We start from the raw sequence: 26,353 nt of genomic DNA, 5'->3' as shown, positions 1-26,353 counted from the left end.
GTGACAATAAATAAGTGAGGTGCTTTTTATGAAACGCGGTTCAACCATCTTTTTAAAAATAGCCATTTTTCTTCTCGGACTGCCCATTCTTGCCATCTGCATATACGGATTATCCAGATTTGATCCCAATTCCCCGTATTGGCAAGGGCCGGAACTGGCTAGTTTGCAATATCCTTTATTGATCGGCATGTATGCTGCCATGATTCCATTTTTCTTTGCTTTGTATCAAACACTGAAACTTTTGAGTTATATTGATAAGAACGAGGCATTCTCGGAAGCTTCGGTAAAGGCTTTGAAGAGGATCAAATACAGTGCCATTGCCATCGTTGTGATCTTTGTATTGGAGCTGCCTTTCTTGTATATCCTTACAAAAGTGGACGATGCGCCGGGTGTGCTGATGGGATTATTCGTTATCTTTGCTTCAACGGTGATTGCGGTTTTTGCCGCTGTTCTCCAGAGACTTTTACAGGATGCCATCGATATAAAAGCGGAAAATGATTTAATAGTCTGAGCTGAGGTGAATGATATGGCAATAATCATCAATATAGACGTGATGCTGGCTAAACGGAAGATGAGCGTCACCGAACTTTCGGAGCGGGTGGGCATCACGATGGCGAACCTTTCCATATTGAAGAATGGAAAAGCAAAAGCGGTTCGATTGACCACGTTAGAGGCGATCTGCAAAGCGCTGGAATGCCAGCCTGGAGATATCCTGGAGTACAAAAGAGAAGAAGAAATCCAGGGACAATAAGAAAAAGAATTAATTTAAAGAAGACCATCAAAGTTGATGGTCTTCTTTATGTTTCTGCACATAAATATGGCGGCCAGCCTTTCGCGGCCGAACTGGAAGATTGCTGTACTTTTTCAGAACAAAAGCCCGTTATTAACTTATTGGTCAACGGGCTTGTTGAATAGCGGTAAAGAAGATGCCTTTCAACACTCCATGCTGGCCAGTGGCTTTTCTTTTTTGTCGGATATAAAAGGAAGCTGGAAAAGCCGTGTAGATCGGCAATCATCAGATGTAAGAAATTCTATAGCGGTTTTTTCCAGATTTTTTTGCAGTATACATGGCATGATCAGCGGTTTTTAAAATATCCGAAACCTGGAGACCAGCGGATTCCTGAATATAGGCAATCCCGATGCTCGTCGTTACTTCCAATTGCGAGCCTTCGATTTTCCAGGGCTTTTTTATTGCCTGCTGAATGTTCTCGATGATATGGATAAAGTGTTCTTCGGTCTCTGCATTGGTGAGCAAAAGAACGAATTCGTCGCCTCCCAGCCGAGCCGCCAGGCCATCTGTCCCGACACTCATTTTTAGCCGCTTGCTGAATTCTTCAATAACCGCATCGCCCGTCTCATGTCCGAATTGGTCATTGATATCTTTAAAATAATCGATATCCAGCAAAGCTACTGCAAACCGGGCTTTTTCATCAGTTGTATTATTCAGTTTTTTAGATAGCGCTTTCTTGAAAAAACGCCGGTTCGGCAGCCCCGATAAAGAGTCGTGAAATGCAAAATGCTCAAGTTTTGCTTCATATTCTTTATGGAGGGTAATATCTCTGGAAATGGTCATGATGGCAGTAATATGATTTTTTTCCCCGAAAACAGGCGTGCCATTCAATGCAATCCAGATCCAGCGATTTTCCTTATGCCGAAGCCGGAACTGAAGCGTGATTTCTGATTTGTTTGCAATCGATTCTGTAAATACGCTTACTATATTTGGAATGTCTTCTGGATGGAGATGGCTGAAAAGAGGCTTCTCCAAATATTCTTCTGGTGTATATCCATAGACGCTTTTAATGGAAGGCGATATATAGGAAACGGATCCATCTACACTTACAAAAGCAATCACTTCATGGGCATTTTCCGTTATAATACGGAATTTTTCCTCGCTTTCAAGTTGAGAGGCCATTTGTTTGGAAAAGTCTTTTGTGATTCCGACAATGTATGTGCAACTGTCGGAAGAATCGAACAAGGGAATCAGTTTCGTTTCTGTGTAAACCCGTTTTCCCTCTGGGTTGATATGATTGTCTTCAAAAAAGGCCGGTTTCCCAGTCAGCAGCACCTTGCTGTACTGCTCGTTCAGTAAAGCAGCGGCTTTGTCATCGTGTACTTCACTGAACGTTCGGCCTATTGCCTCACGTGTGACACCGCTATTTTTCTGGACAGCCTGATTGATGAATGCATAAACAAATGAGTTATCTTCTGTTACCCGCACCAGAAATACCATGTCTTCAATTGCTTCCATCAAAACCTGATCAAATGGCAGCGTTGATAAATTAATCATTTCGCGTTCTTCCTTCCACTTGCAACTTCATTGGGCTATAAGCGAGCCGTAATAAAATCAAAAATCAAAATGGTATTTTAGACCTACTATAATATACCCTGTTTTGCAGTGGAAAATACATGAAATTTTCGTTTTTATTTATTTATTTTTCAAAGCTGCAATTAAGTGATGGCCGCTTAAAGATTTTCCCAGAAAAACCGCAGACGTCCAATAAATGGAATCCAGCCTTCATCTCCTTCAGCCAACAAGCTGCATGCGAATTCCTGCCTATATAGCTTCTAGCCGTCTGTCAAATTCACCAAGATGCCTAAGGGCTGTAATCCGCTTCATCAATTGCTTTAGGTTCCTTTATTCTTCTGAAAAAAGCTGGACGGGATCTATCTATTTGCAAAGTATGGATGCTGCCATTTTTCCCTTTTCAAATTTTACTGCACCGCTTCCGCTTTCTCCGACTCTTTGAGGTCGACATCTACTGAAGTGACGAAATAGCGCTTGCCGCTGTTGTTTTGGATCTTCACTTTTTTACGGTCAAACAGGGAAACCGTCTCGATTTTCTTTATTTCCCCAGTTTCAGGATTTTCTTCGTATACCCGGTAGCCGATAATCGCATCATCACGGACGGCGTGCCAGGACAAGCTGGACGGAGCAGCAGTGACATGAGTGGGCGGGGCGGGAAGTTTCTCGATTATGGCGGAATCGGAAATCAATTCCGCTGAAACGACCAGGCGTTCTTCATGTGAACCGATTGACCGGTTAAAATCACCGGTGCACGTAATCAGGTTGATCATGCGTTTATCGGACTTTCCGAAAATCTGGTCAATCGGGGCTTTATCGGTTGAATAATTGGCAATGGCAGACACTTTAAAAACCATTTTCCGGCCACTGGCATCTGTTAACTTCACTTGTTCGCCAGCCTTCATTTTCTTCAGCTCATAGAAAACGGCAGGTCCAGTCATGCTGTCGACATGCCCGGCCAGTACCGCATGCCCTTTGGAGCCAGCTTTATAGCCAGGTTCAAACCAGCCGACTTGGCCGACGTCCTCAGGAACTCCCATCTCACCATTCTCCAAAATGCCAGTCGGTTCTATTGCAGCCTGCACGCCGATGGACGGAATCTCAATCTTCGCCGGTTCCATCCCTTTTATGCTTTCCTGCCGTTTCCGCTGAAGCGTTTCAAGTTTTTCCCGCTGTTCAGGAAAGATAGGGAACTCAGCAATTTTGTCGGCATGCGTCCCGAGCGCGTTGGCTGCTTGCTGCGCATTGACGGCATGCGTCTGGTGCTGCAGCTGCCCATCCTTTTCTTCAGGCGGTGAATCAGCCGCTAATGGCTTTAAGATAAAAAACAATGCTCCGCACAGGAAAAGTGCGATTGCCATCGTCAGGAATTGCTTCATTTTCATCCCTCCTTTCACAACGGAATAGAAAGAGCGGGGACTCTTTCTTCGCATTATGAATTTTTGCTTTGACGATACGTGATAGTTCCGGCTGCTGCTAAAATCAGTGTACTCACTGCAATCCACAGCCATAAAGTATCCGGCTGTTCCGCCATACCGCCAAAACCGGTTTTCGGCATTTTTTCAGGTGCTGCCTGCTGAAAATTTCCCGGGAAATGATCAGTGATTGCTGCGCTCAGGCCTTTGCCGATATTGAACATAATGGCATACCCACTGCGATAGGAATCATAAGATGCCGTGTAGTCACCTGAAACGTATTGGGTAAAAGCATCAATTACTGAAGCCTCGTGAGCGGTGATTTCGGCAATGGTTTCAGCTTTCGGCAGTCGGTTTTCCGTAGCGGTGCTTAAAAAAGTTCCAAAAGTTTCTGGGAAACGGCCGGTCAATGCCGCCGCCGCTTCTTCAACGGCTGGCTGGTCTTCAGAAGCCGCAGCTCCAGCTAATTCGCTTTGCCATGAAATATGTTCATTGTTCCAGAGCTGAACGAATTGCTCACCTGCATCTTCTCCGTAAAGAGAAGCGATAACAGCGCGGAATTCTTCAGTGTTCTGATCTTGTGCCCAATCCGCAAAATCAAAGTCTTCTGAACCGTTAAAGCCTTTTGCCATGCTAAGTTCTGCCAGGGCAAAATGTTCTGCAGCGATGCGGTTGATGGTTGCCCGGAAATCGCCGGCTGGTGTATTCGGGTCGGTGAATTTATCCGGATACTGTTCAGCAATGGCGGCGCTGATGGCGCTTCCGGCTCCGAATATTTGCTTAAATCCTGCTAAGTAGGATGTATAAGCCGCTTCATATTCCCCGGAAACGTAAAGGTCGAAAGTGTCCTGGACAAAGTTTTCGTGTTCCTGGAGAGCATCCTTGGCTGCTTGTTCCGACAGCTTGCCTTCAGTGGCTGTTGCCAGGAAGGCTGCCATATCTTCAGTAAAGGCCTGGATTTCTTCAAGGGACTGCTGCTTGGCTTTTTCGTCGCTGCCTTTAACTGCTGCGGCGTAGTCACCGGTTCCGAGATTGTGGCGGCTGAAAATCTCTTCGAATGCGGCTCCGCCTTTTTCGCCGTATACAGAAGCAATCACCGGTTCCATATCTTTGGCGTTGGCTTCAAGTGCTGCGGAGGCGGCGTCTGCCGCTGGGTCGCCGTCGTAGATCTTCATCATCGAATCAATTGCCAGCGCATAATGTTCGGATAATAACGAATCGAGCGCCGTGCGAAGTTCCACGCCTGTTGTATCGGTCTTCGGCAGCTCATCCGCAAAAGCGGCTGTTGCCATAGCGGGAATCAGCAATGCTGTACCAAGAACGGATGCTAAGATCTTTTTCCACTCCATTTAGAACCACTCCTCATTTTTCTTATTCTTGATGACCTAACGCAAAGGGCTTCCGTTTGGATCACTATTGGAGGAGGAAAGTAAAAAAAAAAAAGAACAGCTTAATTGCGCTGTCCTTTTTTTATGGAACTGAATTGACTATGTTTTGTCGTCGCTGCTCTTATTCCGCTTTTTTAACACCGCTGCTCTTCAAAAAATTAATCATTTCTTCGTTGAATCTGTCGGGTTCGTCGCCATTGATGCCATGTCCGCTGTATTTGAACGGCACAAGGACAGAATTCGGGATTTGCTTTTCCAATTCTTCCCCGAGTTCATAAGGGCAGATCTGGTCTTTTTGGCCATGGAAGATCGCTGTCGGAAGAGAGATGCCTGCCAGTTCATCCCGCAGATCTTCATCGCGTAGAGCGATAGCGGAATTGATGGTCGAATGCGCAGCCGCTTCAAGCCCGAGTGACTGGAACCAGTCCAAAAATTCATCCGATTTTTTCTGCTCGAAGAACATATTGGCGAATTGGTCCAAAAAGGCAGGACGGTCTTTTTTAATCTGTGTGATAATATCATCCACTTCTGCCGCTTTCATACCGATCTTGAAGTCATCCCGCTGTGTAAACAGAGGAGCAGCAGCGCCCATTAGCAGCAGTTTATCTACGCCTTGTTCGCCATACTTGGTCAAATACCGGATGGCAATCGGACCGCCCATCGAAAAGCCGGCGAGCACGATGTTTTGGAGCCCGAGATGATCGATCACTGCCTTGACATCGCTTGCTTGTGTATTATAGTCATAGCCCGACCACGGTTTATCCGATTTTCCGTAACCCCGCAGATCGATGCCGATAAACCGGAATCCCTGCTGCGCCAGTTCGCTGATCTGCATTTCAAACGCTTTGCTGTTCAATGGCCAGCCGTGGATAAAAACAATCGGCTGTCCGATGCCCACATCTTCCACGTATACTTTGACGCCAGCTTCCACTTCCACATAATGTCCCAAACCTTTTCCTCCTTTGATTTAATACTGATTAGTTCTAATCATTAAGATTCCCTCCCTTTTGTTTGTTAAACAATTCTAAAAATAATAGCAGATATTTTTCAGAGGACAACGAGCAGACACATAAAGGCGGTTTAATTCTCCGGAGAGTGAACTAAAAACGGCGAGGCTGCGTTTTGTCAGTAGATCCAGCAATAAAGAAAGTCCCGATGCAAATCTTTCAATCGTGCAGAATTTTTAGGCCCGCAGGCATTCTCCTGTGGTTTCCTTTGTAGTAAGCTTGAGGGACGACAGCGGAAAAAAGGAGAACCTCCATGGAGAAAAGTTCCGACTTTATGCTTTACACGCGCATTCGGCAAAAAGATAAAGCAGCACTTGAACAATTGTATGACCGCTATGAAAAAATCCTGTTTTCATTCCTCTATAAAATGACGGAAGACAGGGATCTGGCAGAAGAGGCTCTGCAGGAAGTGTTCATCAAATTGTGGCGGGGCATAGGGGAGTATGATGACAGCAAAGGCAAATTCACTTCCTGGCTGTTCACAATGTCCCGCAACTCCGCCATCGATTTGATCCGCAAACGGAAACAGCCTGCTGTGCCGCTTGAGGAAATCGGCGAACTGGTCAGCAAAGAATCGACCGTCGAAGAGTCGGCGGAATGGCAGGAACAGAAAGAGCAGATCGAAGCAGCCGTATCGGAACTTTCCGATGAACAGCAAAAAATGATCCAGTTGTTTTATTTCAAAGGCTTGACCCATGAAACAATTTCTTCTCTATGTGATATTCCGCTCGGTACGGTCAAAAGCCGGATCAGGCTGGCATTGAACAAAATGAAAAAAACACTGCACGGCGTGCAAGAAAGGGGGGCTATCGATGACGAATACAAATTGTGATCATCTAGTGGATTACCTGAACGGTTCACTGACTGCAAAAGAGCAGCGGGAGTTTGAAGAACATTTGAAAACATGTGCGGACTGCCGCGAGATCGTGGAAGCAACAGGCGAGCTCCCTTATCTTGCTGAACCGGTAGAGCCTCCTGCAGCGATGAAATCACGGATTCTCGCGAACGTTTTTGCAGAAGAGACAGCAGAAGCCGTACCGGACAAGCCGGTGCCGATGATCAAACCGGCAGCGAAACGCAGCTGGTGGACTCCGCTGATCGCTGCTGTATTGTTATTGTCATTGCTCGGCAATGCCTATGCATTCTTTAAATTATCCGGTGAACCGGAACCGGCGGCTGAAACGGCGTTCCAGTCAGTGGAGCTTCAGCCGGGCGGCGCATTCGAAGGTTCGGCGAAAGCCGCCATCATCAAAGAAGGCGATTCGCTTGATGTGGTGGTGCAGGCGGAACAGCTCGAACAGCTCCAAGGCAGTGAAGTATACCAGGTCTGGCTTTTGAAAGAAGGGCAGCCGGTTCCGGCGGGGGCATTCAGGCCTGCTGAAGACAGGTCCGGTTCCGCCTATTACAGCCTGAAAGAAGATACGGAAGGCTGGGACACGATTGCCATCACGCGGGAACCGGAAGCGGGCAATGAAACCCCGGAAGGCGAGATTGTCCTGAGTTCAGAAATTTGATGAAAAGCAAAACCCGAAACAAGCTGACTGCAAAAACAAGGAACTTCATGGCCTGTATAGAATTCATTCTATACAGGCTTTTTGTATTGTCCGGTTTGCCCGGTGGAAAAGAAAAATCACTTTGCTTAAATGGAAGGCAGCTTGCCGCTTAAGCTTGAAAAAGAGATGAATCAGATGAATAAAACAATCATTCATAATGGTGCAGTAATGTCGATCAACCCTTGGCACATGCTGGTATGGCTGCTCATCGCCCAGATCATGGTGGCTTTTGTCGGCAGAAGTTTGGCACCTCTTGGCGTGCTGATCGGAGATGACTTGTCTTTGACGAAAGCGCAGATCGGTATGCTGCCGGCGGCGCTTTTCCTCGGGCAGTCGCTCGTGGCGATTCCAGCGGGTTTTCTCGTTGACCGGGTCGGATCGAAAAAACTGCTTTTCCTGCTGTCGCTGTGTCTCGGCCTGTCTTTTATCTTGATGGCCGTAACTTCTTTTTATTGGCTCATCTTGCTCATGGTGGTGCTAGGCGGTGCCGGTTACGGTGCGATGCACCCGACTTCCAATAAAGGCATCATCTACTGGTTTTCCGAAAAGCGCGGGACCGCTATGGGAATCAAGCAGATGGGTGTCACGCTCGGTTCGGCATTGGCAGCGCTGCTGTTGCTGCCGGCCGCTGCTGCCTGGGGATGGCGGCCGGTAATGATTGGTGCCTGTCTGCTTTTGATCCTGACCGGCATCTTTGCCTATAAATTCTATTTCGACCCGCCGGATGAAGCTGAAAGAGGCCTGGGTGATGAGAAACCGGCCCGCTTGGTCGCTTCGATTTTGCAGCTATTCAAGGAAAAGCCTCTCGTTCTGGTCAGTTTCGGCGCAATGGGCTTGAGCGGCAGCCAGCTGATTTTGAATACCTATATTGTGTTATACGCCTACGAATATCTCGGCATCAGCCTCGTGCTGGCCGGAATGCTGCTCGTCATTTCCGAAGTCAGCGGCTCGTTCGGCCGGGTGGCATGGGGAATGATCAGTGACAATATATTTCAAGGGAAACGGATCATTGTACTCGTGATAGTCGCGGCTTTTTCCATCGCGGCGTCAATCACCATTGCGCTGCTGCCTCCGGGCACTCCATTTTGGGTGCTCGTCCCGATTACGGTGCTGTTCGGCTTCTGCATTTCCGGCTATAACGGAATCTGGATGAACGCCGCGACTGAACTGGTGCCGATTGAACAGGCAGGGATTGCCAGCGGCTTCAGTTTGATGCTTGGTTCATGGGGTGTCATCATCGGTCCGCCGCTGTTTGGCTATATCGTCGATTCGACGGGCGCTTTTACATATGGCTGGCTGTTCATGGCTGGAATATTGATTGCCGTCATCTTCCTGCTGCTCGTTGCCATGGGCATTGTGAAGAAAGAATCCCAGGAAGCTGGAGAATAAATTGCAAGAAACATCGAGGCAGCCCATATACTGGCTAATGAAAAGACTGGAGAGTTCTAGGTTAATAGAACTCTCCAGTCTTCTTTGTATTCAGTTTCTGTAACGCCGTTCCTGGTTCTCGCTGTATCCCAGTTTCGAGGAGATCCGCGTACCGGTTTCACGGACATGGCCGATCAGGAAGTTGAGCCGCTCTTCTGTCAGGTTATAGCTGACAACCCCCACACTGACAGCCCCTTGCACCTGGCCGAAATGGTTCAGGATGGGGGCGCCGACGCCGATGGTGCCTTCAGTCCGTTCTCCGTGGCTGATGGCGTAGCCTTGTTTTTTGATGTTTTCGAGCAACTCCCAGAACGCCGGCTGCTGTTCTTTAGGCACGTATTGATTGAGGATTTTTTTCACTTCTGCGGTGGGCATATGGGCAAGCATCGATTTATTGGCTGCACCGATATGCATGGGAATGCGGGAGCCAAGCTTGTCGTAGACGCGGATGGCATGTTTTTCATTGTCGATGCGCTCGATGATCAAAGCTTCAAGGCCCATCGGCTGGCTCAAGTAAACGCTTTCTTCTGTTTCGTCGGTCAAGCGCACGAGTTCCGGCCGGATCTTGCTGGTGTAATCCATCGTGTCGTACATATGCAGGCCATATTCAAGCCAAATATTCCCGAGATTATAGCGCTTCGTCTTCGGGTCCTGCTGGATCATGCCGTGCTGCGACATGGATTTCAATACGCGGTGCATCGAACTCACTGGCAGGCCGCATTCATTGGACAGTTCGGTAATGGACATGCCCTCTTCGGCTGCCTTATCAACCAGAATCTTTATAACTCCCATCGCACGGTCGATTGATTGCATAAACTCTCCACCTATCTGCATAAAAATTTATATTGTCAAAAGACTTTAAAGATATTGACATTATAACATGATTATCTTATATTACTAAAAATAACTTTTCACATAACGGAAATGATTTCCGTAATGCGGAAAAAGGAGGATGGCAATGAAGTACAGTTCCTCGATGTATCAGCCGCTGGAGCGGGTGATCGTCAAGCATCCGGCTGACGCTTTTATCAGCCAGGAGCATATTGAAAAAGAGTGGCGGAAAGTCAATTATCTGTCAGAACCTGATTTTGAAGAAGCCCAAAAAGAATACGCAGAATTTATTGCGCTGCTGGAGCAGCATGTGCCGGTTATCGACTACCTGCCGAAGTCCGATGAGGTCAGCATGGATTCGATTTACGCGCACGATCCGGTGAAATTCACGCCGGAAGGAGCGATCATCTTGAAATCCGGGAAAACGCTGCGGCAGCCGGAAGCGGAAGTATATAAAAAGTTTCTTGCGGAAAAAGGGATCCCGGTCATCGGGGAACTGACGGGAGAAGCGACTTCGGACGGCGGCGATATCGTCTGGCTCGACGACCGGGTGCTGGCAGTTGGAAACGGTTACAGAACCAATGCGGAAGCCATCCGCCAGATAAAGGAAATGACAGCGCATATGGTCGATGAATTTATTGAAGTCCAGCTGCCGCACGCCGACGGGGAAGAGGAATGCCTCCATTTGATGTCGTTCATCAGCATGGTCGATCAGGACCTTGCCGTCGTTTACTCGCCGCTGATGCCGGTCGCTTTCCGGAAACTGCTGCTTTCCCGCGGCATCCAGCTTATTGAAGTACCGAAAGCGGAATACGATCTGCTCGGCTGCAATGTGCTGGCGGTTGCGCCGCGCGTCTGCATCATGGTGGCCGGCAATGAGTCGACCAAGCAGCAGTTGGAGCAGGCAGGGGCAACGGTATACGAATACAAAGGTGAAGAAATCAGCGTTAAAGGAACAGGAGGGCCAACGTGCCTGACAAGCCCGGCAGTACGGGTACCAATTTCAGAAAAGAGGAGCTTATCACATGTTTAAAAATGTCATCGTAAAAACACCTGGAAAAAGCTATGTTAACGGATTAACCACTTCAGATCTTGGCACACCGGATTATGAGCGCCTGCTTGAGCAGCATGCCGCTTATGTTGAAGCATTGAAAGCGTGCGGCGTTGAAGTGACGCATTTGCCGGAAAGCGAGGAATACCCCGATTCGACATTCGTCGAAGACGCGGCAGTCTTAACGCCGGAATTTGCTATTATCGCCAATCCGGGCGCAGACAGCCGGAACGGCGAAAAAGAAGAAATCGAAGCGGTCCTGAAAAAGTTCTATTCGAAATTCCACTACATTACCTCACCCGGCACGCTTGACGGAGGAGATGTTCTGCAAGTGGACAAGCATTTTTATGTCGGCATTTCAGAACGCACCAACCGTGAAGGGGCAGAGCAATTCAAGAACATTGTCGAAACGGAAGGGTACACGGCAACGATTGTGGAATTGCAGGAGTTTTTCCATCTGAAAACAGGAATCGCTTATCTTGGAGACAACACGATTGCAGCAGCCGGAGAATTTTTAGGGCATCCGGATTTTGAGCAGTATGAAAAAGTGGAAATTCCCGCTGCAGACGAGTATTCGGCGAACTGCATCAAAGTCAACGACTACGTCATCATTCCAAAAGGCTTTGATGACACGAAACGCAAACTCGCAGAACGCGGGCTGGAAACCATTGAACTTGAAATGTCGGAATTCCAGAAACATGACGGAGGACTCAGCTGCCTGTCGCTGCGCTTTTAAAAGGAATATGGGGTGTTCAAAAAATAACAACGGGGAAGGGGAACTTTTATGATTAAAACACCGGAAGTGCCAGCTGCGAACCAGTTGAACCGTTCCATGAAAAGCCGCCATCTGTTTATGCTTTCGCTTGGAGGCGTCATCGGCACCGGCCTGTTTCTAAATGTAGGGTATACGATTAACCAATCCGGTGCGGGAGGGGCATTGATCGGTTACCTGATCGGCGGCCTCATTTTATACATGGTCATGGTCTGTCTGGGTGAACTTGCCGTCCATATGCCGGTCACCGGTTCTTTCCAGACATATGCATCGAAATACATCAGCCCGTCAGCCGGCTTTTCGCTGGGATGGATGTATTTTGTAGGATCAGCTGCCACAGCGGGAGTCGAATTCACCGCTGCCGGCATTCTGATGAAGTACTGGTTCCCGGAAACACCGGTCTGGATCTGGTGTGCTATCTTCGTGGTTCTCTTGTTCGCGCTGAACGCATTGACGACAAGAGGTTTCGCGGAAGCGGAGTTCTGGTTTGCGGGCATTAAAGTGGTGGCACTTCTGCTGTTTATCGTCATTGGAGCCGCTGCTATTTTCGGCCTGATTCCGCTTGCGGACCGTCCGGCGCCGTTTATGGAAAACCTGGCCCCAGCAGGTTTGTTCCCGGCAGGCATCGCCATTATATTCGTCACGATGATGAACGTCATTTTCTCGTATCAGGGATCTGAGTTGGTGGGGATTGCCGCCGGAGAAACAGAAAATCCGGAAAAGAATATCCCGAAAGCCATCCGCAATATTTTGTTCCGCATTATTGTCTTTTATATCGCATCCATCATTATCCTGTCGGCCATTTTCCCTGCTTCTGAACTTGGGCTATTGGCCAGCCCGTTCGTAACCCTGATGGATGTAGCCGGGATTCCTTACGCAGCAGGCATCATGAACTTTGTCATTCTGACGGCCATCCTGTCAGTGGGCAACTCGTGCCTGTACGCTTCAACCCGGCTTCTATGGGCGATGGCCAATGAGGGCATGGCACCACGGGTGTTCAGTACACTGACGAAACGTAAGGTGCCGCTCGCGGCATTGATCTTTACCATGATGTTTTCATTGCTGTCGCTGTTGACCAGCGTCATGGAAGCGGACACGGTCTTCATCTTGCTGATGTCAATCGCCGGCATTTCAGTGACAATTTCGTGGATGGGAATTGCGGCTTCCCAATTGATGTTCCGCTACCGCTATGTAAAAGCGGGAGGAAATACAGCGGATCTGAAATTCAAAGTGCCTTTCTATCCATTCGTCCCGATCTTCTGCATCGCATTTTGCCTGCTCATTCTCGGGTTCTTGGCATTTGACCCGACACAGAGAATCGGGCTGTTATACGGCATTGGATTTTTCATCGCCTGCATGGTCTTCTATAAAGTAAAACTTGAAAAAAGAAACTCTGCCCCGGCAGAAGTGGAAGTGGAACCGGTCAAATAAGGAGGAATATTAAGTGGAAAAATTGTTATGGGGAACGCCTGCCAGTCTTCGGTCGCTGTTATGTGAATTGGTCAGCTGGGAAAGTCGGACGTTGACTGAAGGAGAAAAGGACTTTCCTTTCAAAGTAAGGGAAAAACTGCGGAAACTGGATTATTTTCAGCAGCATCCCGACTTTTTGGCCCTTCACGAAGCGGATCCCGGACGGAATCTGCTGATGGCGCTTTATGAACATCCCGAAGCGATGGACACCGTTGTGCTCATCAGCCATTTCGACACCGTCCAGACGGAGGAATACGGCGATTTGGAAGTGCTCGCATGCCGTCCGGAAGAACTGACGCAAAAGCTTGCCGAACGGAAACACGAGCTGCCTGAAGAAGCGCGCCTTGATCTCGAATCAGGCAAGTATTTGTTCGGCCGCGGCACGATGGACATGAAAATGGGTCTGGCTCTCCATATGGCGCTTATTGAAAAAGCAAGCACCGAACAATGGCCGCTCAATCTGGTGCTTTTGACGGTGCCGGATGAAGAAGTCAATTCGACTGGCATGCGGGCAGCAGTGGAGGAACTGGTGAAACTGCGTGACCGGCGCGGCTTGTCCTACAAAATGTTCTTTAACAGCGAACCGGCGTTTTCTCAAAAGCCGGGTGATGAGAAGCATTACATCTATTCCGGAACGCTCGGGAAAATCATGCCGGCTGCTTTGTTTTACGGCAAGGAAACACATGTCGGCGAACCGCTGAAAGGCATGACCGCCAACTTCATCGCTTCATTTTTGACACAGGCGATGGAGTGGAACTCCTTATTCCATGAAAATGACTTGGGGGAAAGTACGCCGCTGCCGGTGTCGCTCCAGCAGAAAGACCTGAAAATGCAATACTCGACCCAAACACCTTACCGGGCAACTGCCTTGTACAATATCTTCCTGATGAAACGCAATGCGGCGGAAGTGATGGAGCTGTTTGAGCAAACAGCGAAGCAGGCGGCTGCGATGTGCAACACAGCGTATGCGGAACTCTGCAAACGCGAAGAGATTGAAGGGATCGGCGAAGTGCGGGTGCTGCGCTATGAGCAATTGCTTGCTTACGCGGAAGTCAAACGGGGGAGCGACTTCGTAGCGCATCTGAAAGCGGAAATCCTGGACCATCCGGAATGGGATGAACGCGAGAAATCGCTGCGGATTGCCGATAAACTGATGATTCAGTGCCATGAGCTGGCACCTGCCATCGTCCTGCTGTTCGCACCGCCTTATTACCCGGCCGTCAACTCGTCTGAAGATCCGCTGATTGTGGAATGCGTTGCTACTGTTCAGGAAGCTGCTGCTGAGTTCGGCATCGAAGTCGACCAGATCCATTATTTTAATGGCTTATGCGATTTGAGCTATGTGAATTACAGCGACAGCGGAAACGGCTGGAGCTCTTATGAACGCAATACGCCGGTCTGGGGGAAAACATACAGCATTCCGTTTTCTGGCATGCTGGAGCTGCAGGCACCTGTATTGAACGTCGGACCGTTCGGGAAAGACGCCCATCAGTATACCGAGCGGCTCCATATCGACAGTGCCTTCGTCCAGACGCCTTATATGCTCGAAAGTTTGATGAAGAGCTTATGCAAGCAAGTGGTTGAAACGGTTTAACCGCAAAATCAGATAAACTTATGCAAAACCAAAACGGATACAAGGGGGATTTTTATGAAAGATTTACCCATGGAGAAGCCGAGTAATTTAGAAGAATCGGAGAAAAAGCCGAAGCGGGAATTAAATGCTTTTGTATTGATGTTTATCGTTATTATTGCGGTTACCGTTTTAACTTATATTTTGCCAGCAGGACAATACGAACGCACCGAAGTGGATGGGCGGACTATTGTAAACCCGGAATCCTTTGCTTTTACTGAGTCGTCGCCGGTCGGCCTGCTTGAAATGTTCTCGAGCATCCATTTAGGGATGGTGGAAGGTGCCTCAATTATTTTGTTTGTCTTCATGTTCGGGGGAGCTCTCGGCATCATGCAGAAAACGGGTGCACTGAATTCCTTCATCTTATTTATATCGGCGCGCTTTGCATCGAAGGAAAAAATATTGATTCCGCTGATGATCCTGATTTTCATGTCGCTTGGAACATTGATCGGTTCTGCCGAAGATGCGCTTGTCTATATCGCAATCATCGTTCCGATGATGATTGCGCTGGGCTTTGACGCATTGACCGGAGTTGCCATCGTTATCCTTGGAACGCTCGCTGCCGGTTTTACATCCGGCATCACCAATCCGTTCAACGTTGGAGTCGCTCAGACGATTGCGGAATTGCCCATTTATTCAGGCATGGGCTTGCGGCTGGCTCTTATGGCCGCCTTCTTTATCTTAACCGTCTCTTATATCTACCGGTACGCCATGAAAATCAAAAAAAATCCTGAGCTCGGGGAGTACGGAAAGTTCAGCCGCAATGAAACAGCTGGTTTTGAAAAAACGTTCACGATGAGCAAAAGGCATCTGATTGCGCTTTTAGTGCTGTTGGCCAATTTTATTTTGCTCATTTATGGAGTCATCAAATTAGGCTGGTATATCAGTGAAATCGGCGGTTTGTTCCTGCTCAGTGCCATTATTATGGGCATCATCAACAAACTTAGTTCAAGCGACATGGCCAACGGTTTTATTGCAGGTGCCGTTGATATGGTGCCTGGAGCGCTGATTATTGGAGTCGCGCAGGCTATACTTGTCATCATTACGAGCGGCGGGCTTCTTGATACAATTTTGTATTATGCAGTGGGTGTTCTGGAACATCTTCCGGCAGCACTCAATGCAGTAGGGATGTTTTTCGTCCAAATGGGCATGAATTTTATCGTACCTTCAGGAAGTGGACAAGCGGCATTGACTATGCCCATCATGGCCCCGCTTTCCGACTTGCTGGGCGTTACCCGCCAAACTGCCGTCCTGGCGTTCCAACTCGGTGATGGTTTATCGAATATGATTTTTCCGACATCCGGGGTCTTATTGGCAGGGCTTGCTGTAGCGGGCATTCCATTCACTAAGTGGATCAAGTGGGTATTTCCTTTCTTCTTGATGCAAGTAGCAATTTCAATTGTCTTCTTGCTCATTGCGCAAGCGATCAACTATGGACCTTTTTAACCGAATTAAAGTTAGGAGAGGGCTTTATGAATAAACTGCAGGATACAGCGGAAGTAGTGATGAAAGAAGTGATTTCATGGAGACATCATTTTCATGAAAATCCGGAACTCTCCTACGAGGAATTCAAAACTTCCGATACGATCGAACAATTGCTTAAGAGCTTTCCGGGATTAGAAGTAAGCAGACCCTCACATACTGGGGTTCTCGCCGTGTTAAAAGGAGGCCGTGGGTCAGCCGAAAAAGCGAATACACTATTATTTCGTGCGGATATTGATGCTTTGCCGCTTCAAGAAGAAACCGGCTTGCCATTTCAGTCGAAAAACGATGGGGTGATGCATGCCTGTGGACATGATGCCCATGCTGCAATGTTGCTTGGCGCAGCCAAACTGCTGGCAGGCCGTAGAGACGAACTGGCCGGTGAAATACGATTCGTCTTCCAGCATGCGGAAGAAGTTCTTCCGGGAGGCGCGCAGGAATTAGTGGAAAAAGGAGTTGCAGAAGGTGTCGATTATGCCTTTGCCCTTCATGTATCTCCCGCTTACCGTACAGGTGAAATCGCTTTGAGGGATGGTGTGTTTTGCGCTGCAGCAGATGACTTTGAAATAAGGATCACCGGTGAAGGAGGCCATGCATCCACTCCTGAGCTGACTATTGATCCGCTGATAGTAGGGGCGGAAATCACTACCAATATCCAGCATATTGTTTCACGCAAAATTTCAGCGCTCAAAGCGCCAGTCATTTCAGTTACAAAATTCCAGAGCGGCGATGCTTTGAACGTCATTCCTCAATATGCAGATCTTGGAGGCACTATTCGTTCCTTGGATGGCGATAGCCGTGTCAAAGCGAGAGAAGCACTCGAGCAAATCGTAAAAGGAATAGCTGTAGCGCACGGTGCTCAGTATGAACTCAGGTGGGATCTCGGTTATCCTGCGGTCGTCAACAACAGCAAGGCCGTGATGGTATCAAAAGAGGCCATCGAAAGGATTTGCGGAAAAGAAGGGCTAATAGAGGTAGAACATCCAATGTTCGGAACCGAAGACTTTTCATCCTTCTCCGAAATCGTGCCATCCTCCATGCAGTTTATCGGGGTACACACTGAAGAGTTTGGGAAGGCTTATCCGCTTCATCATCCGAAATTCCGTGTGGACGACAAAGCACTTAAGATAGGTGTGGAATATTTTGTCGCCGTCGCTGAAAAGCTATGTGGAAATGCCGTATAAAAAGATTTTGGATGAATAATCAGCAAAAACACCGTTCCCAATGGAACGGTGTCAGACTGTAGACAAAGTTGCTTGAAATGAATAAGACGGTATAAACCCCAACCGGTCCGGCCACTTCGCTTTCCGTGGGCACGGCCTCAGCCGCTTCACTCACTGCGTTCGCTCCAGGGTCTTCGGTTCGCGCTGGTCCCACAGGAGTCTCGTGGCCGGACCGGTTGGGGGTGTCGCTTGAATTCACGGAATCCCTTCCATCCAGGATGTCGCTTTTCAGATAAGTGAGGAGAAGCGGCACATGGTGTTCACTTCACGCCAGCCCGCGGAAAGCGTCTAATTGAAGCGCGGGAACCGAGAGGAGAACCTTGTTTTTGTTAGTTACTCACTTGATTGAAAGTAGATTCATTTGTCTATAAGCTCCACCGTTCCCAATGGAACGGTGTTTTTGCTTTTTTAGATGCGCAGCAATTCCGGTTTTTCCGTAATTTTTGCCGCTGCTTTCGCTTCTTGGCGGTACGTATCAAGCATGTCGCAGGGGCGGCCGATAAAGTCGATGCAGCCGTCCCGAATTTTGACAATGCGGTCGGCTAGGATATGGGCGTCTTTTTCATCATGCGTCACAAAGACGGAAGTGATGTCTGCTTTTTTCAACAGGTCCCGCAGATCTTTGCGGATTTTTTCCTGCAGCTCCGCATCCAGATTGCTGAAAGGCTCGTCCAGCAGCAGCAAGTGGGGGTTGGGCGCAAGGGCTCTGGCAATTGCTACTCGCTGCTGCTGCCCGCCGCTCAATTGATGCGGATAGCGTTTTTCATAACCCTCCAATTCTACCAGTTCCAAAACTTCCTGAAGGCGTTTCTTTTTTTCGGTCCTCTTCAGGCGGAACAATCCGAAAAGGATATTTTCCGCAACAGTCAAATGAGGGAATAAGGCGTAATCCTGAAAAACCATGCCGATGCCGCGCTTTTCAGGCTGCAGGAAAGTTTGGTCGTCCACCAGGATCTGGCCCTTGATTGCCACTTTTCCGGCGGTCGGCTTTTCCAGTCCGGCAAGCAGGCGCAGGATGGTGCTTTTGCCGCTTCCGCTCCGGCCGAGGATCGAGATCACTTCACCTTTTTCAATATGGAGAGAAAATTTATCGAGTGCCGCTGTTTTTGTATTTGAATAGGAAAAACAAAGGTTTTCGATCGATACAAACATATTAATCCAACTCCTTTTCCAGAAACTTATAAAAGATCACAATGGCCAGGGCACTGATGCCGACGATCAATAAAGAAGCTTGCGAAGCCTCCATGATCTTTTCATCACTGGCATATTGGAAAGCTTTGGTGGAAAGTGTATCAAAATTAAAAGGGCGCAAAATCAAGGTCAACGGAATTTCTTTCAACACGTCGATAAAGACCAGGATAAAGCCGCTGATGATCGCGCCTTTCATCATCGGAAGATCCACCTTGAAGAAAGTTTTCGTCAGCCCGACACCCAGCAGCCGGGAAGCATCCCGGAAATCAGTTCCGATTTTATCGTAGCCTGTCTCGATGGAGCTGTAGCCGATGGCAAAAAAACGGATGATATAAGCCGTCAGGAGCAGCACGATGCTGACACTGAGGACCAGTGTTGTGTCGAGGCCCGCCATTGCATAAAGCGGTGCCAGGAACTCATCCAAGGCGATAAAGGCGGTGACAACTGCAACCGCAATAACTGCACCGGGGATCGAATAGCCGAGAACCGTCAGCTTTGGCAGCAGCTTGGCCATCCTGCCGCGGACAAGGCGGGTGAAATTGCCGACAATCAAGGCAAAAACAATAATGGCGGAAGCGCTGATTGCCGCCACGGAGATGGAATTTTTGATATAAGACATAAATTCATCCATCGGAATGGTTCCGAAAGTTAAAATCGTCCAGTCCATCAACTGGGCGACAGGAATGAAAAATCCAAGGGAAAGAATGGCAAAACCATAAGCTGCCGCCGCAAAAGCTTTCCAGCCGGTCAGCTGGATAAGGGGCAATGGGCGGACTTTTGTTGAAGAATAACTGTATTGGCGCCTGCCCCGCAGAATTTTTTCAATCAGCAGGATCAGAATGACAAAGCCCATCAAAGAAGCAGCCAGCTTGATGGAAGATTCGATATCGCCTAAGCCGAACCAGGTCTGGAAAATCGCCGTAGTGAATGTCTGGATGCCGTAATATTTTACAACGCCATAGTCATTCAGCACTTCAAGGACGACTAAGCTGGCGCCGGCAATAATGGAAATCCGGGATATTGGCACAACGACCTGGAAGAACGTGCGCCAAGGCCCTTTCCCGAGCAGCCGTGTGCTCTCGATCAATGAAGCGGATTGCCGGGACAGGAATACCCGGGTAATCGTGTAGACATAAGGGTACAGGAACATCGTGTAGATAAATATGGCACCCGGCAAGTTCATGATATCGAAATGAGCCGGATTCAGTTCCATGCCGAAACGCTCGCGAAGCGTGACTTGGATTACGCCGGTGTAATTGACGATTCCATGGTACGTATAGGCCCCGATAAAAGGGGGGATGGAAAGCGGGAGAATCAATGCCCATTTCAAAAAACGCCTGAAAGGGAACTGGTACTGGGCAATCAGCCAAGCCAGGCTTAAGCCGATAAAAATAGTTAAAACGGCAGTAGCTGCAATCAAGATCAGCGAAGTCCTGACAAACGACCACAGCACAAACTCTTTCATATGTTCCCAGTTTTCATTTGAAGGGGAGAACAGGCCTGCCACAATCGTTAAGTTCGGCAAAAACAAAGCGGCGATGATGACGATGGCGGCAATCGTCCATGGATTGATATTTGCCAATCTTCTTTGCATGTTTCAGGCAGCTCCTTCCTATAGCAAGAAATCCCTTGCTGCAAAAGTGCACAGCAAGGGTTGCTCTGATAGATTATTTCCAGCCTACTTCGTTAAAGATCAAAATCGACTTGGCATTGTTTTCGCCAAGGACAGACAACGGAATGTCCTGTTCTTTAAAGTCTCCCCACGATTTCAATAATTCAGTCGGTTCGACTTCTTCGTTTACAGGGTATTCGTAGTTCGCTTCCGCAAATGTTCCTTGCGCTTCAGGAGCGGACAGGAATTCGAGCAGCTTGATGGCATTCTCTTTATTCTTCGATGTTTTGACAACGCCGGCACCGCTTACGTTCACATGGGTTCCAGTCGTTTCCTGGTTAGGGAAGAAAACGCCGAGGCCTTTTGCCACTTCCACTTCAGCCGGGTCTTCAGAATTCAGCAATTGCCCGAAGTAATAAGTATTCATGATCGCGACATCGCCGACTCCGGCCATGATGGCTTTGGCCTGGTCGCGGTCTCCGCCTTCAGGGTCGCGGGCGAAATTGTTCACTAGCCCTGCTGCCCATTCTTTCGCTTGTTCTTCACCGTTGATTTCGATGAAGGAAGCCAGCAAAGACTGGTTATAGACGTTTTCTGAACTGCGGATTAAGACGTGGCCTTTCCACTGGTCTTCAGTCAGTGCTTCGTAAGTCGATAATTCCTCAGGTTTTACCGTTTCTTTATTGTAAACAATGACGCGTGCACGTTTGGTCAAGCCATACCACATTTGATCCGTGTCACGGAAGTTTTCGGGAATTTGCTTGTCCAGCAAGTCACTTGAAACAGCCTGCAGCAATCCTTCTTCTTTCGCTCGGAACAGGCGTCCGGCATCTGCCGTCAAGAACAGATCCGCTTCGGTTCCATCCCCTTCGCGTTTGATGCGTTCAAGCAATTCATCCGCTTCCCCTTTGATGACGTTCACTTTCACGCCGGTTTGTTCTTCGAACTTCTTGTATAATTCATCGTCCACATCATAATGGCGCGCTGTATATAAATTGACTTCTGTGCTTTCCGGTGTTTCCTCAGGTGCCTCACTAGTAGCGGGCTGGGATGCGTTGCTGCTTCCGCAAGCCGATAGGACAAGAAGTACAAAAGCTAAAACGAGATAAAAAAGTTTGTTCATCGATGTCTCTCCTTTTGGTATGTAGTTGAGAATCTAATTGAAAACAATTCTCAATCTCAATTATAGGGAGGCAAGTGAGAAAGTCAATCCAATTTCGTTAAGTTTATTAAAAATTTTTTATATTTAGGAAACAATAACGATAGGTTATAGGAAAATAGACTTGTTCGTGAAAAGAAGTTATTAAAGAAAAAACGTCAAGGTAATAAAATTCTTAAAAAGAATGCCGAGTTCAATAAAAAACCTTTTATTTCAAGAATTTTCTGTGTTTATTGATGCGAAATAGGGTATATTGGATTCATGCAGTAGTTACAGAAACGTGGCAGTGCCGGATACGCGAGCTGCTACACGATATGGCTGCTGCATGCCAATGATAATCAGTTGAATGAACAGATAAAAGAAAAGGCCTTCGATGTGAAGGCCTTTTTGTCTGCTCTATAACGAAACATCAAGTATGACGCAACGTTGTTTAAGATGGGTAACATGTCACAATCGGATGTCATGGAACGATCATTGGTACCCGCAACCTTACATAGCTAGGGAAAGTATGGAGTTGGACGGATGGTGAAATCATCGCTCCGCATCGAAGGCGCTTTTGCCAACCTTTGATGCGGGGAATTTCGGTTGTTGTGTGTAAAAGAATCTGCAATATTCCGCTAAATAGTCTATGTATTTACATTATTCAGAATTAATTATAAGATGGATGAAACATCTGAAAACGTTTTCAGAAGCGATATCATTGAAAGGAGCTGACAGCGATGGAACAAAAGAAGAAACTGCCGCTCGAAGGGCTTCGGGTCATTGACGCCTCAACAGTGCTGGCAGGGCCGATGCTTGCTACATACCTGGGTGATTTCGGAGCGGAAGTGATCAAAGTGGAGCATCCTTCGGGAGATCCGCTGCGCAACGCCGGCCGGCATAAGGACGGGGAATCGCTTGAATGGAAGCTGGTGTCCCGCAACAAGAAACCGATCACCCTCAATTTCAGCACGCCGAAAGGGCAGGAGCTGTTCCATCAGCTTGCGGAAACGGCGGATGTGGTGATCACGAATTTCCGTCCGAAAACGCTGGAGAAATGGAACATCACCTATGAATCACTGTCCAAAAACAATCCAGGTTTGATTGTCGTGAAGGTATCTGGCTTCGGGGAAGAAGGGCCTTACAAAGAGCGGCCGGGCTTCGGCACGCTTGCTGAAGCGATGTCGGGCTTTGCGCAAGTCAACGGGTTCCCGGACCGGGGACCGGTGCTGCCAAGTTTCGCGCTCGCCGATTACGCGACGGCGCTTATGGGAGCCTATGCGACGATGGTGGCGATTTACGAGCGGGACCATTCGGAGGACAAGGAGGGGCAGTATATCGATTTGCCGATTTACGAAGCTTTGATGGGAATGCTCGGAAACCAAGTGATGGAATACGATCAGCTCGGCGTCGTCCCGGGCAGGAAAGGGAACCGCACCGGCTGGACAGTGCCGCGGAATCTGTACGAGACGAAAGACCGCAAGTGGCTGGCCATTTCCGGAACATCGCAGCCGATCGTGGAGCGGATTTTCAAAGCCATCGGCCGGGAGGACTTGATCGCAAATCCCAAATTCGCCACTAACCAAAAGCGCCTTGAGAACGTCGATGAACTGGAAGCGATTATCGCCGACTGGATGAAGCAGTATACGCAGGATGAAATCCTAGAGCGCTTTATCCGGTTTGAAGCGACGATTGCGCCGGTCTATACAGTCGAGGACATTGTCAAAGACCCGCATTTCAATCATCGGGAAAATATCGCGGAAGTGCCGGATGGACATTTCGGTACCGTGAAGATGCTTAATGTGGCGCCGAAACTGTCCCGCACACCGGGAGAAATCCGCCATACCGGGCCGGAATTGGGTTCTTTCAATGAAAGCCTGTACGGAGAACTCGGGCTGAGCAAAGATGACATCGAACAGCTGAAACAAGAAGGAATCATTTAAACGGGGAGGCAAAAAAATGATTTATCGAAGTCTGATGTTTACACCGGGAACGAAAAAAGAGCGTTTATTGAAATCGGTCAGCAGCGAGGCGGATGCGCTGCTCTGGGATTTGGAAGATGCTGTCCATCCCAGTGACAAAGAAGGAGCCCGTGCCGCCATCAAAGAAGCGCTGGATGGACTGGAAGACAAGCCCGCCAAACCCATTTTCCTGAGGGTCAACCAGTATGGCAGCGAATGGTACGAAGAAGATGTCAAGCTGGCGCTTCATGAAAACGTCACCGGCATCATGCTGCCGAAAGCGGAAAGCAGTGAACAGGCCGCGGAAACCTGGGAAGGGATGGGGAGTGAAGGGGAACTCATTGTGCTGATCGAGACAGCAGTCGGGATAACCCGCCTGGAGGATATCTTCAGCAATCCGAACATCACCGGAGTAGCTTTTGGCGCCATCGACTATGCGGTGGACTTGGATCTGACCTTGACGGAAGCGGGCCTCGAGGCGCTTTATGCACGGTCCCGGATTGTCACTTATGCCAAGGCGGCAGGCATCAGCGGAATCTTCGATACGGTGTTCCCGGATGTCCACAACGAGGAAAGCCTGCAGAAACGGGCTTTGTCGGCCCGGGCACTCGGCTTCAACGGCCAGATGGTGATTCACCCGAAACAGCTGGATACGGTTCATGAGGTTTACAGTCCGTCCCGTGAAGAAATCGATTGGGCGGTGAAGGTGCTGCTGTATGCTGAAAACGAAGCAAAAGGCCAAGGTGTTTTCATGTTCGACGGCAAAATGGTCGACCGTCCGGTTATTGAAAAAGCTCGGCAAATCTACAGCGCGGCCGAGCGTTACCAGCTCGTCATCGGCGGCTGACGGCACATCCGAGATGGGGGACTGTGTAATGACTGGAAAGAAACACAAAGCTGCACCGAAGCGCAGACTGACCATTGAAGACGTGGCAAAAAAAGCCGGAGTATCGATATCCACCGTTTCCCGCGTGATGAACGAGAACCCGTATATAGCCGAAGAGACCAAGCAAAAAGTGCTGGATACCATTGCTGTGCTCGACTACCGGCCGAATGCCCTGGCAAAAGGCTTGAAGCAGATGAAGAGCAATGCAATCGGCTTGATTTTATCCGACCTGCAAAATCCTTTTTGGCTGATGGTACTGGAAGGCATTGAAGACGCCTGCCAGGAAGCCGGGTCCAGCCTGCTGATTCTGAATTCGCGGGATGATGTCGAAAAAGAAAGCCGTAACGTGAAGGAGTTCCGGATGAGGCAACTGGACGGCATCATCGTCAACCCTGCCTCTCAGGAAAATCCGTTGTTTCATGCCTTAGCCGAAGAACGCTTCCCGCTCATTTTTCTGAACCGGAAAGTGGCTGGAGCTCCGGCGGATAGCGTCGTGGCCGATAATATCAAAGGCGGCATGCTGGCAGTGGATCACTTGATCGGCTTGGACAGGAAGAGAATCGCCATCTTCCTGTATCCGGCAGCCGGCATCAGCCCTCGGCTGGAAAGGCTGGAAGGCTATAAAAAAGCATTGGGCGCCCATGGCCTTCCAATAGAAGAGCATCTCATCCGGGTGGTTGAAAACAATAACGACTGCCTGCAGCAGATGAAGCAATTGTTTGAAGGGGAAGGCAGGCCGGATGCCATCTTTTCCACCAATAATATGCTGACGCTGATGATTTTGGACGTTCTCGGTGAATTGAGGATCAAGGTGCCGGAAGATGCCGGCTTGCTCGGCTACGACGAAACGGAATGGTCGAAACATTTGAATCCGCCATTGACCACCATCAAGCAGCCGGCGTATGAAATGGGGCGAAAGGCGGCTGAGCAGCTTTTTCTTGCCATCCATGCAAAGCGGCAGGATGAAGAGCGGCAACCGGAAATTATCCAACTGGAGCCTTCTTTGGTCGTCCGCCGTTCCTGCGGAGAAGCACAGTAAAAGGCTGGCCGGCAACTCAAATACGGAAGGCGCCAGTTTAAATCGAAAGCTTAATGCCAAGAGCATTCCTGCGGAACCGGGAATGCTTTTTTGCTTGCTAAAATGAAAGAGATTTCAAAATAAGAATAATAATTTAACAAAAATCAATAATTGTTTATTGATAAACGATAAATAACATGATAGAATCAAAATGAAAATAAATAAGCGAGGTGCTTTAGATGAAACGTGAAACACTCTTTTTAAAGGCAGTTATTATTCTTATGGCAATTCCGGTTTTGGCTATATGCATATTCGTAGTGCCTCCGCTGTCTTCATTTGTAGCAGAGGTCATTCCGCAATGGGCTTTTTTGCAATATTTCTTTTTGATCGCCATGTATCTTACCGCGATTGCCTATTTTGTGGCCCTTTATCAGGCGCTGAAGCTGCTGGGCTATATTGATAAAAACATCGCTTTCTCGGAATTATCGGTCAAGGCGCTGAAGAACATCAAATACTGCGCCATCACCATCACCGTCCTGTATATCCTGTGCCTGCCGATCATTCTGCACATGGCGCAGGTGGATGATGCACCGGGACTAGGCGGAATCGGGATGATCATCACATTCGGTTCCTTTGTGATTGCCGTCTTCGCGGCAGTCCTGCAAAAACTGCTGCAGAATGCCATCGATATAAAATCTGAAAACGATTTAACGGTCTGAGGTGAATAATATGGCGATTATAATCAACATTGACGTAATGCTGGCAAAACGGAAAATGAGCGTCACCGAACTTTCGGAACGGGTGGGCATCACGATGGCAAACCTGTCCATCCTGAAAAATGGCAAGGCGAAAGCGGTCCGTTTATCTACGCTGGAAGCAATCTGCAAAGCGCTGGACTGCCAGCCTGGAGATATCCTGGAATACAGAAGCGAAGAATCCTGAACAGCAGATAAATTCACTTTGAATAAAACCGAAGGCAGCAGGGATCTATTTAT

At 48.5% G+C, this 26,353-nt stretch carries 25 protein-coding genes; 16 read left to right on the top strand and 9 right to left on the bottom strand.

Going from position 1 to position 26,353, the window contains the following annotated elements; genetic code table 11:
• Positions 1 to 28: 28 nt before the first annotated feature.
• Positions 29 to 511: a DUF2975 domain-containing protein gene (locus AC3AQ9_RS11155; RefSeq protein ID WP_488307541.1), complete on the top strand. Its 483-nt coding sequence runs from the start codon at positions 29 to 31 to the stop codon at positions 509 to 511.
• 15 nt (positions 512 to 526) lie between these two features.
• The gene (locus AC3AQ9_RS11150; protein ID WP_488307540.1) at positions 527 to 751 is read left to right on the top strand and encodes a helix-turn-helix domain-containing protein; all 225 of its coding nucleotides are present in this window, start codon (positions 527 to 529) and stop codon (positions 749 to 751) included.
• Between the two features lie 264 nt (positions 752 to 1,015).
• Here the strand turns inward: AC3AQ9_RS11150 and AC3AQ9_RS11145 are convergent, their stop codons facing one another.
• The 4 genes from AC3AQ9_RS11145 to AC3AQ9_RS11130 form a co-directional block, all read right to left on the bottom strand.
• Positions 1,016 to 2,287 (bottom strand): diguanylate cyclase domain-containing protein, encoded by a 1,272-nt coding sequence (locus AC3AQ9_RS11145; protein ID WP_488307539.1) that lies wholly within the window; start codon positions 2,285 to 2,287, stop codon positions 1,016 to 1,018.
• Between the two features lie 425 nt (positions 2,288 to 2,712).
• Complete coding sequence (locus AC3AQ9_RS11140; RefSeq protein WP_488307538.1) at positions 2,713 to 3,681, bottom strand: class F sortase; 969 nt, start codon at positions 3,679 to 3,681, stop codon at positions 2,713 to 2,715.
• Positions 3,682 to 3,734: 53 nt separating this feature from the next.
• Complete coding sequence (locus tag AC3AQ9_RS11135; protein WP_488307537.1) at positions 3,735 to 5,066, bottom strand: hypothetical protein; 1,332 nt, start codon at positions 5,064 to 5,066, stop codon at positions 3,735 to 3,737.
• A gap of 160 nt (positions 5,067 to 5,226) precedes the next feature.
• Positions 5,227 to 6,054, bottom strand: a complete 828-nt coding sequence (locus AC3AQ9_RS11130; RefSeq protein WP_488307536.1) for an alpha/beta fold hydrolase — start codon at positions 6,052 to 6,054, stop codon at positions 5,227 to 5,229.
• Positions 6,055 to 6,365: 311 nt separating this feature from the next.
• Between AC3AQ9_RS11130 and AC3AQ9_RS11125 the strand changes: the two genes are divergently transcribed.
• The 3 genes from AC3AQ9_RS11125 (at position 6,366) to AC3AQ9_RS11115 (ending at position 9,054) form a co-directional block, all read left to right on the top strand.
• A complete protein-coding gene (locus AC3AQ9_RS11125; protein WP_488307535.1) occupies positions 6,366 to 6,944 on the top strand; it encodes an RNA polymerase sigma factor in 579 nt (192 codons plus the stop codon).
• Positions 6,925 to 7,626, top strand: a complete 702-nt coding sequence (locus tag AC3AQ9_RS11120; protein WP_488307534.1) for an anti-sigma factor — start codon at positions 6,925 to 6,927, stop codon at positions 7,624 to 7,626. The genes AC3AQ9_RS11125 and AC3AQ9_RS11120 overlap by 20 nt, the downstream gene beginning before the upstream one ends.
• Before the next feature lie 174 nt (positions 7,627 to 7,800).
• The gene (locus AC3AQ9_RS11115; RefSeq protein ID WP_488307533.1) at positions 7,801 to 9,054 is read left to right on the top strand and encodes an MFS transporter; all 1,254 of its coding nucleotides are present in this window, start codon (positions 7,801 to 7,803) and stop codon (positions 9,052 to 9,054) included.
• Between the two features lie 90 nt (positions 9,055 to 9,144).
• Here the strand turns inward: AC3AQ9_RS11115 and AC3AQ9_RS11110 are convergent, their stop codons facing one another.
• Complete coding sequence (locus tag AC3AQ9_RS11110; RefSeq protein WP_488307532.1) at positions 9,145 to 9,906, bottom strand: IclR family transcriptional regulator; 762 nt, start codon at positions 9,904 to 9,906, stop codon at positions 9,145 to 9,147.
• A 145-nt stretch (positions 9,907 to 10,051) separates the two neighbouring features.
• Between AC3AQ9_RS11110 and AC3AQ9_RS11105 the strand changes: the two genes are divergently transcribed.
• From AC3AQ9_RS11105 to AC3AQ9_RS11080, 6 genes are read left to right on the top strand one after another with little or no spacing between them, the layout of a single operon-like run.
• Positions 10,052 to 10,957, top strand: a complete 906-nt coding sequence (locus AC3AQ9_RS11105; RefSeq protein WP_488307531.1) for a dimethylarginine dimethylaminohydrolase family protein — start codon at positions 10,052 to 10,054, stop codon at positions 10,955 to 10,957.
• The gene (locus AC3AQ9_RS11100; RefSeq protein ID WP_488307530.1) at positions 10,950 to 11,711 is read left to right on the top strand and encodes a dimethylarginine dimethylaminohydrolase family protein; all 762 of its coding nucleotides are present in this window, start codon (positions 10,950 to 10,952) and stop codon (positions 11,709 to 11,711) included. Before AC3AQ9_RS11105 ends, AC3AQ9_RS11100 begins: the two co-directional genes overlap by 8 nt.
• Before the next feature lie 48 nt (positions 11,712 to 11,759).
• Entirely contained in the window at positions 11,760 to 13,178 is a 1,419-nt protein-coding gene (locus AC3AQ9_RS11095; protein ID WP_437148891.1) for an amino acid permease, read from the top strand.
• Positions 13,179 to 13,191: 13 nt separating this feature from the next.
• On the top strand, positions 13,192 to 14,811 hold the full coding sequence (locus tag AC3AQ9_RS11090; RefSeq protein WP_488307529.1) for a M20/M25/M40 family metallo-hydrolase: 1,620 nt from the start codon (positions 13,192 to 13,194) through the stop codon (positions 14,809 to 14,811).
• A gap of 54 nt (positions 14,812 to 14,865) precedes the next feature.
• Positions 14,866 to 16,293, top strand: coding sequence for a YfcC family protein (locus AC3AQ9_RS11085; protein WP_488307528.1), 1,428 nt, complete (start codon positions 14,866 to 14,868; stop codon positions 16,291 to 16,293).
• A 26-nt stretch (positions 16,294 to 16,319) separates the two neighbouring features.
• Positions 16,320 to 17,513: an amidohydrolase gene (locus AC3AQ9_RS11080; RefSeq protein WP_488307527.1), complete on the top strand. Its 1,194-nt coding sequence runs from the start codon at positions 16,320 to 16,322 to the stop codon at positions 17,511 to 17,513.
• A gap of 19 nt (positions 17,514 to 17,532) precedes the next feature.
• On the opposite strand, the gene AC3AQ9_RS11075 is transcribed toward AC3AQ9_RS11080, so the two are convergent.
• From AC3AQ9_RS11075 to AC3AQ9_RS11060, 4 genes are all read right to left on the bottom strand, one after another.
• Entirely contained in the window at positions 17,533 to 17,751 is a 219-nt protein-coding gene (locus tag AC3AQ9_RS11075; protein ID WP_488307526.1) for a hypothetical protein, read from the bottom strand.
• A gap of 209 nt (positions 17,752 to 17,960) precedes the next feature.
• Complete coding sequence (locus AC3AQ9_RS11070; RefSeq protein WP_488307525.1) at positions 17,961 to 18,704, bottom strand: ABC transporter ATP-binding protein; 744 nt, start codon at positions 18,702 to 18,704, stop codon at positions 17,961 to 17,963.
• Position 18,705: 1 nt separating this feature from the next.
• Positions 18,706 to 20,337 (bottom strand): ABC transporter permease, encoded by a 1,632-nt coding sequence (locus AC3AQ9_RS11065; RefSeq protein WP_488307524.1) that lies wholly within the window; start codon positions 20,335 to 20,337, stop codon positions 18,706 to 18,708.
• Positions 20,338 to 20,410: 73 nt separating this feature from the next.
• On the bottom strand, positions 20,411 to 21,478 hold the full coding sequence (locus AC3AQ9_RS11060) for a Fe(3+) ABC transporter substrate-binding protein (protein WP_488307523.1): 1,068 nt from the start codon (positions 21,476 to 21,478) through the stop codon (positions 20,411 to 20,413).
• 755 nt (positions 21,479 to 22,233) lie between these two features.
• On the opposite strand from AC3AQ9_RS11060, the gene AC3AQ9_RS11055 reads away from it, so the two are divergent.
• The 5 genes from AC3AQ9_RS11055 to AC3AQ9_RS11035 all read left to right on the top strand — a co-directional run bounded on the left by AC3AQ9_RS11055 (position 22,234) and on the right by AC3AQ9_RS11035 (position 26,300).
• Positions 22,234 to 23,436: a CaiB/BaiF CoA transferase family protein gene (locus tag AC3AQ9_RS11055; protein WP_488307522.1), complete on the top strand. Its 1,203-nt coding sequence runs from the start codon at positions 22,234 to 22,236 to the stop codon at positions 23,434 to 23,436.
• Positions 23,437 to 23,452: 16 nt separating this feature from the next.
• On the top strand, positions 23,453 to 24,301 hold the full coding sequence (locus tag AC3AQ9_RS11050; RefSeq protein WP_488307521.1) for an HpcH/HpaI aldolase/citrate lyase family protein: 849 nt from the start codon (positions 23,453 to 23,455) through the stop codon (positions 24,299 to 24,301).
• Positions 24,302 to 24,329: 28 nt separating this feature from the next.
• Positions 24,330 to 25,379, top strand: coding sequence for a LacI family DNA-binding transcriptional regulator (locus AC3AQ9_RS11045; RefSeq protein WP_488307520.1), 1,050 nt, complete (start codon positions 24,330 to 24,332; stop codon positions 25,377 to 25,379).
• A 218-nt stretch (positions 25,380 to 25,597) separates the two neighbouring features.
• A complete protein-coding gene (locus tag AC3AQ9_RS11040; protein ID WP_488307519.1) occupies positions 25,598 to 26,077 on the top strand; it encodes a DUF2975 domain-containing protein in 480 nt (159 codons plus the stop codon).
• 10 nt (positions 26,078 to 26,087) lie between these two features.
• Entirely contained in the window at positions 26,088 to 26,300 is a 213-nt protein-coding gene (locus AC3AQ9_RS11035; RefSeq protein ID WP_300990585.1) for a helix-turn-helix domain-containing protein, read from the top strand.
• Positions 26,301 to 26,353 lie beyond the last annotated feature (53 nt).

The sequence above is a fragment of the Planococcus sp. VCh962 genome (assembly GCF_057748275.1).
The sequence above is the reverse complement of the archived record's forward strand: the minus strand, read 5'-3'. Positions and strand labels throughout refer to the sequence as shown.